General features: G+C 48.3%; 11 protein-coding genes. All 11 read left to right on the top strand.

Going from position 1 to position 13,432, the window contains the following annotated elements:
- Positions 1-26 precede the first annotated feature (26 nt).
- The 11 genes from rpoC to rplC all read left to right on the top strand — a co-directional run bounded on the left by rpoC (position 27) and on the right by rplC (position 13,419).
- Positions 27-3,650 (top strand): DNA-directed RNA polymerase subunit beta', encoded by a 3,624-nt coding sequence (gene rpoC / locus IEX98_RS28450; protein ID WP_188893049.1) that lies wholly within the window; start codon positions 27-29, stop codon positions 3,648-3,650.
- 249 nt (positions 3,651-3,899) lie between these two features.
- Positions 3,900-4,130, top strand: coding sequence for a ribosomal L7Ae/L30e/S12e/Gadd45 family protein (locus tag IEX98_RS28445; protein WP_188893048.1), 231 nt, complete (start codon positions 3,900-3,902; stop codon positions 4,128-4,130).
- A 256-nt stretch (positions 4,131-4,386) separates the two neighbouring features.
- On the top strand, positions 4,387-4,806 hold the full coding sequence (gene rpsL / locus IEX98_RS28440) for a 30S ribosomal protein S12 (protein ID WP_188893047.1): 420 nt from the start codon (positions 4,387-4,389) through the stop codon (positions 4,804-4,806).
- A gap of 75 nt (positions 4,807-4,881) precedes the next feature.
- Positions 4,882-5,352 (top strand): 30S ribosomal protein S7, encoded by a 471-nt coding sequence (gene rpsG / locus IEX98_RS28435; RefSeq protein ID WP_042171461.1) that lies wholly within the window; start codon positions 4,882-4,884, stop codon positions 5,350-5,352.
- A gap of 59 nt (positions 5,353-5,411) precedes the next feature.
- Positions 5,412-7,487 (top strand): elongation factor G, encoded by a 2,076-nt coding sequence (gene fusA / locus IEX98_RS28430; RefSeq protein ID WP_188893046.1) that lies wholly within the window; start codon positions 5,412-5,414, stop codon positions 7,485-7,487.
- Positions 7,488-7,609: 122 nt separating this feature from the next.
- Positions 7,610-8,800 carry an elongation factor Tu gene (gene tuf, locus IEX98_RS28425; protein WP_042171459.1) on the top strand — a complete coding sequence of 397 codons (1,191 nt, stop codon included), beginning with the start codon at positions 7,610-7,612 and terminating at the stop codon, positions 8,798-8,800.
- 304 nt (positions 8,801-9,104) lie between these two features.
- Positions 9,105-10,175: an ABC transporter substrate-binding protein gene (locus tag IEX98_RS28420; RefSeq protein WP_188893045.1), complete on the top strand. Its 1,071-nt coding sequence runs from the start codon at positions 9,105-9,107 to the stop codon at positions 10,173-10,175.
- Between the two features lie 69 nt (positions 10,176-10,244).
- Positions 10,245-11,162 (top strand): ABC transporter permease, encoded by a 918-nt coding sequence (locus IEX98_RS28415; RefSeq protein WP_188893044.1) that lies wholly within the window; start codon positions 10,245-10,247, stop codon positions 11,160-11,162.
- A complete protein-coding gene (locus IEX98_RS28410; RefSeq protein ID WP_188893043.1) occupies positions 11,162-11,956 on the top strand; it encodes an ABC transporter ATP-binding protein in 795 nt (264 codons plus the stop codon). The genes IEX98_RS28415 and IEX98_RS28410 overlap by 1 nt, the downstream gene beginning before the upstream one ends.
- A 489-nt stretch (positions 11,957-12,445) precedes the next feature.
- Positions 12,446-12,754 (top strand): 30S ribosomal protein S10, encoded by a 309-nt coding sequence (gene rpsJ / locus IEX98_RS28405; RefSeq protein ID WP_017692074.1) that lies wholly within the window; start codon positions 12,446-12,448, stop codon positions 12,752-12,754.
- Between the two features lie 41 nt (positions 12,755-12,795).
- The gene (rplC, locus tag IEX98_RS28400; protein ID WP_188893042.1) at positions 12,796-13,419 is read left to right on the top strand and encodes a 50S ribosomal protein L3; all 624 of its coding nucleotides are present in this window, start codon (positions 12,796-12,798) and stop codon (positions 13,417-13,419) included.
- Positions 13,420-13,432 lie beyond the last annotated feature (13 nt).

Here is a 13,432-nt window from a genome sequence, read left to right as displayed (position 1 = left end):
CATACATGACGAAGGAGGGTTGCTCCTTGTTGGACGTGAACAACTTCGAGTATATGAAAATCGGGCTTGCCTCGCCGGATAAAATTCGTTCTTGGTCCCGCGGAGAAGTCAAAAAACCGGAGACGATCAACTATAGGACGTTAAAACCGGAGAAGGAAGGGCTCTTCTGCGAGAAAATCTTTGGACCAACCAAAGACTGGGAATGCCATTGCGGCAAGTACAAGCGTGTACGTTACAAAGGCGTTGTCTGCGATCGCTGCGGCGTTGAAGTCACTCGTGCAAAAGTACGTCGTGAGCGCATGGGCCACATTGAATTGGCTGCTCCTGTATCGCATATCTGGTATTTTAAAGGGATTCCGAGCCGTATGGGCTTGGCTTTGGATATGTCGCCTCGTTCGCTTGAGGAAATTATCTACTTTGCATCCTATGTTGTAACCGATCCAGGCGAAACGCCTTTGGAGAAGAAACAATTGTTGTCGGAGAAAGAATACCGCAGCTACCGTGAGAAATACGGTTACGGATTCCAAGCCGGCATGGGTGCTGAAGCAGTCAAAAAACTACTGCAGGATATTGACGTGGAGAAAGAGCTTGAGACGCTGAAGGAAGAGCTGCGTACCGCACAGGGGCAACGCCGTAACCGTGCGATCAAGCGTCTTGAAGTCATTGAAGCATTCCGCAACTCCGGCAATGAGCCGGAATGGATGATTCTTGACGTGCTTCCGGTCATTCCTCCAGAGCTTCGTCCGATGGTACAACTCGACGGCGGCCGTTTTGCAACGTCCGACTTGAATGACCTGTACCGCCGTGTTATTAACCGGAACAACCGTCTGAAGCGTTTGCTTGATCTCGGCGCTCCTGACATTATCGTACAAAATGAGAAACGGATGCTTCAGGAAGCCGTTGACGCCTTGATCGACAATGGTCGTCGCGGTCGTCCGGTAACCGGACCAGGCAACCGTCCGTTGAAATCGCTCAGCCATATGCTGAAAGGTAAACAAGGCCGTTTCCGTCAGAACTTGCTCGGAAAACGGGTTGACTACTCCGGTCGTTCGGTTATCGTTGTTGGACCGAACCTGAAGATGTTCCAATGCGGACTTCCAAAGGAAATGGCGCTGGAGCTGTTCAAGCCGTTCGTTATGAAAGAGCTTGTCAACAAAGGTCTTGCCCATAACATCAAAAGTGCGAAGCGCAAGGTTGAACGCGTAAGCCCTGAAGTTTGGGACGTACTTGAAGAAGTCATCAAGGAGCATCCGGTTCTGCTGAACCGTGCACCGACCCTTCACCGTCTCGGCATCCAGGCGTTTGAGCCGATCCTTGTCGAAGGCCGCGCCATCAAACTTCACCCGCTCGTATGTACGGCTTACAACGCCGACTTTGACGGTGACCAAATGGCTGTTCACGTACCGTTGTCGGCTGAGGCTCAGACGGAAGCGCGTTTGCTCATGCTTGCATCGGGCAACATTTTGAACCCGAAAGACGGCAAACCGGTTGTTACACCGTCGCAGGATATGGTTCTCGGATCTTTCTACCTGACGATGGACAACAAGGATGCGAAAGGCAGCGGTTCTGTATTTGCTTCGGTTAATGAAGCGATCTCCGCATACCAACGCGGCATTGTGTCGTTGCATGCCCGCATCTTCATACCGGCTCGCGTCTTGAAGAAAACGAACTTTACGGAGAAACAACAGGAGTCGCTCATTTGTACAACTGTTGGTAAAGTTATTTTCAACGAAATTTATCCGGAAGATTTCCCTTACATCAACGAAGCGACCAAAGCGAACTTGCTGTACGGGACGCCTGACAAATATTTCGTTTACGACAAAGGCAGCGATCTGAATAAGATCAAGGAAGAACTTCCGATTGCCGGCGGCGTGGGCAAAGAGTATTTGGGCAACATCATCGGCGAATGCTTCCGCATTTACCATACGACATTGACGTCGATCATTCTTGACCGTATCAAGCAGCTTGGCTTCACTTACTCGACTCGTGCGGGTATTTCGGTTGCCGTATCCGACGTAATCGTTCCAGAAGAAAAGGTTCAAATTCTGAAGGAATCGGATGGCAAGGTATCGGTCGTTATGAATCAATACCGTCGTGGTCTGATTACGAACGAAGAGCGCTATGACCGCGTTATCGAGATCTGGAGCAAAGCGAAAGATCAAATTACCGAAATTCTCATGAGATCGATGGATCGTTACAATTCCATTATGCTCATGGTCGACTCTAAAGCACGGGGTAACAAATCGCAGATCGCTCAACTCGGCGGCATGCGGGGCCTGATGGCCAACCCGTCGGGTCGGATTATCGAGTTGCCAATTAAATCGAACTTCCGTGAAGGCCTTACCGTTCTCGAGTACTTTATCTCGACTCACGGTGCGCGTAAAGGTCTGGCCGATACAGCGCTTCGTACCGCTGACTCGGGTTACTTGACTCGTCGTCTCGTTGACGTAGCACAGGACGTAATCGTTCGTGAGGATGATTGCGGCACGGATAAAGGCTTTACCGTCAGCAAAATTCAAGACGGCAAAGAGGTTATCGAGGATCTGTACGACCGTATCGAAGGCCGCTATTCGTTCGAGACGATTCGCAACCCTAAAACGGGTGAAGTTATCGTTAAGAAAAGCGAGCTGATCGATTCGAGCAAAGCAGACGCGATCATCAATGCTGGAATTGAAAAGCTGCAAATTCGTTCGGTTCTCAGCTGCCGCGCCCGTCATGGCGTCTGCAAAATTTGCTACGGCCGCAACTTGGCGACCGGCAAACATGTTGAAATCGGCGAAGCGGTTGGCATTATCGCAGCACAATCGATCGGTGAGCCAGGAACACAGCTCACGATGCGTACGTTCCATACCGGCGGTGTAGCCGGAGACGATATTACGCAAGGTTTGCCGCGTATCCAAGAGCTGTTCGAGGCGCGTAATCCGAAAGGTCAAGCGATCATTACCGAGCTTGACGGCGTCGTGAAAGAAATTCGCGAAGCGAAAGACCGTCGCGAAATAGAAATTCAAGGTGAAGCAGAGTCCAAAGTATATGCAATCACTTATGGCTCGCGTATCCGCGTTACAGAAGGCCAGCATATTGAAGCCGGCGATGAGCTGACGGACGGTTCGATCGATCCGAAAGACATGCTGCGCATCAAAGGCATCCGTGGCGTTCAAAACTATATTTTGCAGGAAGTACAACGCGTATATCGGAACCAAGGCGTAGAAATCAATGATAAACACGTCGAAGTTGTGGTTAAGCAGATGCTCCGCAAAATCCGTATCGTAGATGCAGGCGAAACGACGCTGCTTCCTGGCGCATTCGTTGACATCCATGAATATGAATCTCAGAACCGCGACGCGATTCTTTCCGGACATGAGCCTGCAGTCGCTAAGCCAGTCCTGCTCGGTATTACGAAAGCTTCCCTGGAAACCGACTCCTTCTTGTCGGCAGCATCTTTCCAAGAGACGACTCGCGTATTGACCGATGCAGCGATCAAAGGCAAAGTTGACCAATTGCTCGGTCTGAAAGAGAACGTTATTATCGGTAAGCTGATTCCGGCCGGTACTGGCATGACCCGTTACCGCAACATCAAACTCGTTGGTTTGGAAGACGAGGTTGTTGCAGAGCAGGGCGAAGTGGAATCAGAAGCCGTTGCGATTGAATAGGTAAGATAGATTCACCTTTTGTACAAAGCTCTGGACGAAGAGCGAGATATCCGCTGTGAGGGCACGGGCCCAGCGGCGGGTATCCGCTCTTTTTATGAGTAAATGAGCTTTGGGCATGTTCGAAAGGCTTAAGAAAAGTTTAACAACTTCTATAAAGCCGTAGTTGCTTGACACAGGCTGTTCAAGGTGATACTATATCGAAGTGTGCCTAATTGTGTGAGGTGTCTTCCGATAAGGAAAGGTGATTTCATGCAGTTTAAGGTTGGCGCGAAACAGACGACGAAGATGCTTGAGCAGCATAAAGCAGTCGAAGTCTATATTGCTCGTGATGCAGATCCGCGGATGAAAGAGAAGATTGTTCATCTGTGTGAGAGGTTGGGTGTACCGATTCGGTGGGTCGACACGATGGAGAGCCTGGGGGAAACCTGCGGCATTGACGTCGGTGCTGCAACTGCAGCGCTTGTCCCTGATGGCGAATAAATGAATCTTTATTTTTGCTGGTGTAGTTTGCAAGAAGTAGACCGGCAGAAATTTTCTTTTGTTCTTTTACGAACCACCTGGATCTGTGGGCTTAAAGTAGGGTGTAATGTCTTGCCATAAGCGTAACGGCTTTCGTTAACCTTTGGTAAACAAAAGTTCGTTTCGCGAAGAAATACAAGTATTTTGTTGTAAGTGCAAAACTTATTGAATTCTTGTATTTTTAATAAGACATGAATCATGGGAAGGGGGTGGCAACATGCCAACAATTAACCAGCTCGTCCGCAAAGGACGTCAAGCTAAAGTCGTAAAATCGAAATCGCCTGCTTTGCAAAAAGGCTTTAACGCCCTGAAACGTGAAGCTACGAACATCAGCGCTCCGCAAAAACGCGGTGTGTGCACTCGTGTAGGTACGATGACTCCGAAAAAACCGAACTCCGCGCTTCGTAAATACGCACGTGTGCGTCTGACGAATAAAGTAGAGGTAACGGCTTACATTCCGGGTATCGGACACAACCTGCAAGAGCACAGTGTCGTACTGATCCGTGGCGGTCGTGTAAAAGACCTTCCGGGCGTACGTTACCATATCGTTCGCGGCGCATTGGATACAGCGGGTGTTAACAACCGCGGTCAATCCCGTTCGAAATACGGTACTAAACGTCCAAAAGTTAAAAAATAAGTTGGAATTCTCCCGTTTGGGTGAGCCAATTGCAAATGCAAGCTAAACGACTATGAAAGAAAGGGGGACTTTCTCATGCCACGCAAAGGTCCTGTAACAAAACGCGATGTATTGCCGGATCCGGTGTACAATAGCAAATTGGTAACTCGTCTGATCAACCGTATTATGATCGACGGCAAACGCGGCGTTGCACAAACGTTGCTATATGATGCATTCACGCTGATTCAAGAACGCACGGGTAAAGATCCGATGGAAGTGTTCGAAGCAGCATTGAAAAACATCATGCCTGTACTTGAGGTTAAAGCTCGCCGTGTTGGCGGCGCTAACTATCAAGTGCCGATCGAGGTTAAACCAGAGCGTCGTACGTCGCTTGGTCTCCGTTGGCTCGTGAACTACTCACGTAACCGCGGTGAAAAAACGATGGAAGAACGTCTGGCTGCTGAAATCATCGATGCTTCCAATAACACTGGCGCATCTGTGAAGAAACGCGAAGACACGCACAAAATGGCAGAAGCGAACAAAGCGTTTGCTCACTACCGTTGGTAGAATCATAATACAAAGATCGATTGCCGAGATAATCTCGCAATTCGAAAGGAGACAAATTCATGTCAAGAGAGTTCTCCTTGAATAATACGCGTAACATCGGGATTATGGCGCATATTGACGCTGGTAAAACCACGACAACTGAACGGATTTTGTTCTTCACGGGCCGTACTCACAAAATTGGCGAAGTGCATGAAGGCGCTGCGACAATGGACTGGATGGAACAAGAACAAGAACGCGGTATTACGATTACGTCTGCCGCGACGACCGCTCAATGGAAAGGTCACCGCATTAATATCATCGACACCCCGGGACACGTTGACTTCACAGTAGAAGTAGAACGTTCCCTGCGCGTATTGGACGGGGCCGTTGGCGTTTTCAGTGCAAAAGAAGGCGTTGAGCCTCAATCTGAAACCGTATGGCGTCAAGCTGACCGTTACGGCGTTCCTCGGATCGCTTACATCAACAAGATGGATATCATCGGTGCAGACTATCTGAATGTTATTAAAGACATGCGTGAGCGTCTGCAAGCTAATGCGGTTGCTATTCAGCTTCCTATCGGTGCTGAGTCCGACTTCGTTGGTGTGATCGACATCGTTGAGCGTGTAGCTTACAAATACGTAGATGATCTCGGGAAAGATCCTGAGAAAATCGAAATTCCTGCTCAATATGCAGACCAAGTTGAAGAACTTCGTCTGGAACTTGTTGAGAAGGTTGCAGAATTGGATGAAGAGCTGACTATGAAGTATCTGGAAGGTGAAGAAATCACCGTTGCAGAACTGAAAGCAGCACTTCGCAAAGGTGTTTGCGAAGTTAAAATCTTCCCAGTTGTTGCAGGTTCTTCTTACCGTAACAAAGGTGTTCAATTGGTATTGGATGCAGTTGTCGATTACCTGCCGTCGCCGCTTGACGTACCAGCAATTAAAGGTACTCTTGAAGACGGTGAAGAAGGCGCACGTCCTTCTTCCGACACAGAGCCGTTCGCAGCTCTTGCATTCAAAATCATGACTGACCCTTATGTTGGTAAGCTGACGTTCTTCCGTGTGTACTCGGGTATCCTGAAATCCGGTTCGTATGTTCTGAATGCAACAAAGAACAAACGTGAGCGGATTGGCCGGATTCTGCAAATGCACGCGAACAGCCGTCAAGAGATTTCCGAAGTGTATTCCGGCGACATCGCCGCTGCAGTTGGTCTGAAAGATACAACTACAGGTGATACGCTTTGCGATGAGAAGTTCCCGATCGTTCTCGAATCGATGAACTTCCCTGATCCGGTTATCTCGGTAGCTATCGAACCAAAAACGAAAGCTGACCAAGATAAACTCGGTATCGCAATCTCCAAGCTTGCTGAAGAAGATCCTACATTCCGCGCTCATACGGATGAAGAAACGAACCAAACGATCATTTCGGGTATGGGTGAGCTTCACCTTGAAATCCTGGTTGACCGTATGCTTCGCGAATTCAAAGTTGAGACGAATGTTGGTAAACCTCAGGTTGCTTATCGTGAAACATTCCGTGAAGCAGCGAAAGTGGAAGGCAAGTTCGTTCGTCAATCCGGTGGTAAAGGTCAATTTGGCCATTGCTGGGTTGAGTTCATTCCACAAGAGCCAGGCACTGGATTTATTTTCGAAAACAAAACAGTGGGCGGATCCATTCCGCGCGAATTTATTGCTCCTATCCAAGCGGGTATCGAGGAATCAATGAAGAACGGCGTTATTGCCGGCTTCCCACTCGTTGACGTTAAAGCAATCGTATTCGACGGATCGTACCATGACGTTGACTCCTCGGAGATGGCGTTTAAAATCGCTGGATCGTTGGCACTTAAAGCAGCTAAAGACAAGTGTAAACCTGTCCTGCTTGAGCCAATCATGAAGGTTGAAGTTACGGTTCCAGAAGAGTACATGGGTGACGTAATGGGTATGCTGAACTCCCGTCGTGGTCGTATCGAAGGTATGGATACTCGTGCAGGCGCACAAATTATCCGTGCTAAGGTGCCTTTGGCTGAGATGTTTGGTTACTCCACAACGCTTCGTTCCGGTACGCAAGGCCGCGGCGTATTCTCCATGGAGCTTTCGCACTATGAAGAAGTACCGCGCAATATCTCGGAAGAGATCATTTCCAAAAACAAAGGCGCTTAATTCTACCGAATATAGCGTTGCTTGAACCTTCGGGTTGCTTTGGTCGACATCTTCACTTGCCCGGCAGGCGGAGATTCGGCCCACACATAAAACTTTAGTTATATTAAGGAGGATTAAGTTCAATGGCAAAGGCTAAATTTGAACGTAACAAACCGCACGTTAATATCGGTACTATCGGTCACGTCGACCATGGTAAAACGACTCTGACTGCAGCTATCACCACTGTACTTTCCAAAAAATACGGCGGCGCGGCAATCGCATTCGACCAAATCGACAAAGCTCCAGAAGAGCGCGAGCGTGGTATCACGATCTCGACAGCTCACGTTGAGTATGAGACTCCTAACCGTCACTATGCTCACGTTGACTGCCCAGGTCACGCCGACTATGTTAAAAACATGATCACTGGTGCTGCTCAAATGGACGGCGCAATCCTGGTTGTATCCGCAGCTGACGGCCCTATGCCGCAAACTCGCGAGCACATCCTGTTGTCCCGCCAAGTAGGCGTACCTTACATCGTTGTATTCCTGAACAAATGCGACATGGTTGAAGACGAAGAGCTTCTTGAACTGGTTGAGATGGAAGTTCGCGACCTTCTTTCCGAGTATGAGTTCCCAGGCGACGACACTCCAATCATCCGTGGCGCAGCGCGTGAAGCTCTGCAAAACCCAGATGGTCCTTGGGCTGACAAAATCGTTGAGCTGTTCGAGCAAGTGGATGCTTACATCCCAACTCCAGAGCGCGACACTGCTAAGCCTTTCCTGATGCCTGTCGAGGACGTGTTCACAATCACTGGTCGTGGTACAGTTGCAACTGGCCGTATCGATCGTGGTGTGGTTAAAGTCGGCGACGAGATCGAAATCGTTGGTCTTGCTGAAGAAACTCGCAAATCCGTCGTTACGGGCGTAGAAATGTTCCGTAAATTGATGGACTCCGCTCAAGCGGGCGACAACATCGGCGCACTGCTTCGTGGTGTTGACCGTAAAGATATCGAGCGTGGACAAGTTTTGGCTAAACCAGCTTCGGTTAAACCACACACTAACTTCACAGCTCAAATCTACGTTCTGACTAAAGAAGAGGGCGGACGTCACAAACCTTTCTTCACAGGTTACCGTCCACAGTTCTACTTCCGTACAACTGACGTTACAGGTATCATCAACCTGCCAGAAGGCACTGAGATGGTTATGCCTGGCGACAACATCACGGTTACAGTTGAACTGATCGCTCCAATCGCGGTTGAAGAAGGCACTCGCTTCTCCATCCGTGAAGGCGGCCGTACTGTAGGCGCTGGCGCTGTAGCAACTATCCAAAAATAATTCCGCGCGGCTTAGGCCGCATGGAATACAAGAAGGCTATTCCGGGCTTGCTCGGGATAGCCTTTTTTTATATGAATTATGATAACGAATTGATACAGAATATTATAAAGTAGTTGTATCGAAGTATAGCAAACGCTTTCAACTGCTAATTTTTACTCTAACATAAGCATTGACATGACTAAATGGCGCATTTACTATTAAAACTAATAAGTCGGCAACTGACTATTTTTAGAGATGACATTATTTCTAAATTAATTAAAGGGGATAATGGGGTCGGCAAAGAGATGAGAGGGGTAAAACAAAAATGAAGATGAAATGGCTGGTACCGCTTGCGCTGGTCCTGCTGCTGGTTGTCTCGGCATGCGGCAGCAAACCGGAGAACAATGCATCAGGCGGAAACAATGGATCCACAGGTACAGAGAATAGCGGTTCAGAAACGCCAAAGGATAGCAAAAAGTATAAAGTATCAATCTCCCAAATCGTGGAGCATCCATCCCTTGATGCAACAAGAGAAGGTTTTCTTGCGGCATTGAAGGATGCGGGCTTTGTAGACGGGGACAACTTGACCGTAGATTTTAATACGGCGCAAGGCGACCAAACGAACAATGGCTCGATCGCACAAAAAATTGCCGGTGCGAAAGCAGATCTGGCGCTTGGCATCGCAACACCATCGGCACAAGCAATTGTACAAGCTTATGTCAATGCGGGCAACAAAGGACCTGTATTGTTCGCGGCTGTGACGGATCCGCTTGATGCTAAGCTGGTCACTAACCTTGACGCTCCAGGAGGAAATGTAACAGGTGCTTCCGACACGAACCCTGAAGCAATCGTTCAACTGATGGATTTCATCGCTGCCAATTTTCCGAATGTGAAAAACGTAGGCATGGTTATCAATAAAGGCGAGACGAATGCAGTTGTTATGGCGAAAAATGCGGAGCAAGCGCTCGCTAAACATAACATTAAGCTGGTACAAGCTGCAGTAACGAATACATCGGAAGTTAAGCAAGCTGGCGAATCGCTCGTTGGCAAAGTGGACGCGATGTTTATTGCGCTTGACAACACGGTTGTAGCTGCTGTTGAGAGCTTGCTGCAAATCGCGAAAGACAACGATATTCCTTTCTTCTCGAGTGACCGTGATACCGTTGAGAAAGGCGCTTTTGCAACAGTTGGTTTCAAATATTATGACCATGGCTACCAAGTTGGTGAAATGGCCGCTGAAATTTTGAAAGGCAAAAATCCTGCTGAAATGAAAGTAACGGTTCCGGACAAGCTGGATTTGATTCTTAACATGAAGGCAGCTGCTGATCAAGGCATTACGGTAACAGACGAAATGAAAGCTGGCGTTAAAGACCCGGCTAACAATATTATCGAATAGTAAGAAAGAGAACGGGGTGAACGCTCCTTGTGTTCATCCTGTTTTCTATTTTCTAAGGAGGTGCCACCGGTGCCAGTATGGTTAAACGGTGCTTTTGAGCTTGGATTAATTTACTCGCTTATGGCTCTAGGCGTCTATATTACTTTCCGCATCCTTGACTTTCCCGACCTTACGGTCGACGCCAGCTTTACGACCGGTGCGGCTGTGGCAGCGGTTCTTATTACAGACGGAGTCTCGCCTTGGGTGGCTTGTCTGGCGGCATTTGGTGCTGGTGCTATTGCTGGAGCAATTACAGGCATTCTTCATACGAAGGGTAAAATCAATGGACTATTGTCAGGCATCCTGATGATGATCGCTCTATACTCCATTAATATGAGGATACTCGGCGGCAAACCGAATATCGGCCTAATGGGTGCAGATATTGTAACTGTATTCTCCAGCATGAAGGTGCTGCTGCTTATGCCGTTTGTTGTGATTGCGATTAAAGTGCTGCTGGATTTGTTTTTCCGTACGGATCTCGGGCTTAGCCTGCGTGCGACCGGCGATAACGAGCGTATGATTAGAAGCTTTGGAACGAACACGGACAATACGAAAATATTGGGCATCGCACTATCCAACGGCCTGGTTGCGCTATCTGGCTCGCTCATTGCTCAACAAAGCGGATTTGCTGACATTTCCATGGGCGTCGGCATGATCGTAATCGGTCTGGCATCGGTTATTATCGGCGAAGCGATTTTTGGCGCCAAGTCGGTATTCCGCGCAACGCTCGCAGTCGTGTTAGGATCGATTGTTTACCGCATTATTATCGGCCTTGCTTATCAGAGCGACTTCCTTGAGGCCTCCGACTTGAAGCTCATTACAGCGGTTATCGTTATTGTGGCTCTTGTATTCCCTTCCATGCAGAAATCCTGGAAGCAGAAGAACTTGGCACGCAAACGCACCGCTCAAATTCTTGGCGGGAATGGTCAGAAAGGGGGAGGACGCTGATGCTGGAAATATCAAAAGTATCGAAGCTGTTCAACCCAGGTACATTAGATGAGAAAACAGCGCTCGTCAACATCAACCTCGCTATGAAGCCGGGAGATTTCATTACAGTTATCGGAAGCAACGGTGCAGGCAAATCGACCTTAATGAATATTATCTCAGGCGTTATGAAGCCAGATATCGGCGAAGTGAAGATCGACGGCAGAAACATTAGCGCTCTTCCGGAGTACCGTAGAAGCAAATGGATCGGCCGCGTCTTTCAAGACCCAATGGCGGGTACGGCTCCGCGGATGTCTATTGAAGAAAACTTGGCGATGGCCTATAAACGCGGTCAACAAAGAGGTTTTTCGTTCAGCACCAATCGCAGCCGCCGCACAATTTTTCGTGAACAACTATCACGTCTCGGTATTGGTCTTGAGAATCGTCTTAGCGCTAAGGTAGGTATGTTGTCCGGCGGCGAGCGCCAAGCGCTTAGCTTGTTGATGGCGACGTTTACGAAGCCTCAGATCCTGTTGTTGGACGAGCATACAGCAGCGCTCGATCCTGCACGTGCCGAGTTGATCACGGCATTGACGGAATCGCTCGTACGCGAAATGAATCTCACAACGCTGATGGTTACCCACAACATGGAACAAGCGATTCGTCTTGGCAACCGTCTGATCATGATGGACAAAGGTAAGATCATTCTAGAAGTCAACGAAGACCGGAAGAAGGATCTGACCGTAGAACGTCTGCTCGGCGAGTTCGAGCAAATCAGCGGCAAGAAGATGGCGGATGACCGCGTCGTGCTCGGTTGAAAATTTGAATGGTTTGAATGCAGCTATGTTTGGCTCGGGCATGACCGCCCGCCAAGCGATATAGCTGCATTTTTTACGTTCAGACCCCGGTTAGCTAACTTGTTTCTTCTATTATATAGAGATGCTGATATGCACCAAGCTAATCCCATATCATCTTACAGGGCGAAATTGGATTTGAGATTCAATGGACTGGCAGTTATGCTAGTCAAAGACATTGAAGAGCGGAAGCAGCGGCGGCAGATGGCAATTTTAACGTTAAAAATGCCGTTTCTGCATCATAATTGAAGTATTGCAGCAATACTGGCGAAGTTATTCAATTTTCCCTTGCAATTGCCCGCCCACTTCGTTATAATATTGACTGTTGGTCTGTGACGTTGCGATGATGTGAGAGGTTGCCGACACACCCGGCCCCTTTGCCATGGGGCATGTGCCGGGTTTTCTCACGGAGTATGTCCGATAATAAATTGGGCGATAGAAGGAGGGACTTATATGGCAAAGCAAAAGATTCGTATTCGCTTGAAAGCATACGATCACAGAATTCTTGATCAATCCGCAGAGAAAATCGTGGAAACTGCAAAACGTTCCGGTGCAGGCGTATCCGGGCCGATTCCGTTGCCTACGGAAAAGCAAATCATCACCATTCTCCGTGCGGTGCACAAGTACAAGGATTCTCGGGAGCAATTCGAACAGCGTACACATAAACGCTTGATCGACATTGTGAACCCAACGCCGCAAACGGTTGATGCGTTGATGCGCCTGGATTTACCATCCGGTGTAGATATCGAAATCAAACTGTAATAACAGCATAATTGATTATTGAAAAGAAACGAGGTGTCAACATGAAAGGTATCTTAGGGAAAAAACTTGGAATGACTCAAGTGTTTACCGCTGAAGGTAACGTAATTCCGGTTACAGTTATCGAAGCAGGTCCTTGCGTTGTTCTTCAAAAGAAAGATCAAGAGAACGATGGCTATGAAGCTGTTCAACTCGGTTTCTCCGATAAAAAAGAATCCAGAGTGATCAAGCCGGAAATCGGCCACGCGAAGAAAGCCAATACGACTCCTAAGCGCTACGTTCGTGAAATTCGCGGAATTAACCTTGCTGAATATGAGGTTGGCCAAACAGTAGGTGCTGACTTGTTCGCAGAGGGCGAATTTGTTGACGTAACGGGTATTTCCAAAGGTAAAGGTTTCGCCGGCGTTATTAAACGTTGGGGACAAAGCACGGGTCCTATGGCTCACGGCTCTCGTTATCACCGTGGTCCTGGTTCCATGGGTTCGATCCAAGCGAACCGCGTACCGAAAGGCAAACGCCTTCCAGGTCACATGGGCAGCGAAACGGTTACGATTCAAAAGCTTGAAATTATCCGTGTAGATGCAGAACGCAACGTACTGCTCGTTAAAGGATCCATTCCTGGAGCGAAAAACGGATTCGTTAAAGTGAAACAAACAGTTAAGAACTAATTGTTATAAGAAA

The sequence above is a fragment of the Paenibacillus radicis (ex Gao et al. 2016) genome, assembly GCF_014641555.1.
In the GTDB taxonomy this organism is placed as follows: domain Bacteria; phylum Bacillota; class Bacilli; order Paenibacillales; family Paenibacillaceae; genus Pristimantibacillus; species Pristimantibacillus radicis.
This window is presented reverse-complemented; position numbering and strand designations above follow the sequence as displayed.

Excerpts from the sequence above, each read along its gene's own strand:
- IEX98_RS28445 (WP_188893048.1), top strand. The coding sequence starts at position 3,900 with ATGCAGTTTAAGGTTGGCGCGAAACAGACGACGAAGATGCTTGAGCAG.
- rpsL (WP_188893047.1), top strand. The coding sequence starts at position 4,387 with ATGCCAACAATTAACCAGCTCGTCCGCAAAGGACGTCAAGCTAAAGTC.
- rpsG (WP_042171461.1), top strand. The coding sequence starts at position 4,882 with ATGCCACGCAAAGGTCCTGTAACAAAACGCGATGTATTGCCGGATCCG.
- fusA (WP_188893046.1), top strand. The coding sequence starts at position 5,412 with ATGTCAAGAGAGTTCTCCTTGAATAATACGCGTAACATCGGGATTATG.
- tuf (WP_042171459.1), top strand. The coding sequence starts at position 7,610 with ATGGCAAAGGCTAAATTTGAACGTAACAAACCGCACGTTAATATCGGT.
- IEX98_RS28420 (WP_188893045.1), top strand. The coding sequence starts at position 9,105 with ATGAAGATGAAATGGCTGGTACCGCTTGCGCTGGTCCTGCTGCTGGTT.
- IEX98_RS28410 (WP_188893043.1), top strand. The coding sequence starts at position 11,162 with ATGCTGGAAATATCAAAAGTATCGAAGCTGTTCAACCCAGGTACATTA.
- rpsJ (WP_017692074.1), top strand. The coding sequence starts at position 12,446 with ATGGCAAAGCAAAAGATTCGTATTCGCTTGAAAGCATACGATCACAGA.
- rplC (WP_188893042.1), top strand. The coding sequence starts at position 12,796 with ATGAAAGGTATCTTAGGGAAAAAACTTGGAATGACTCAAGTGTTTACC.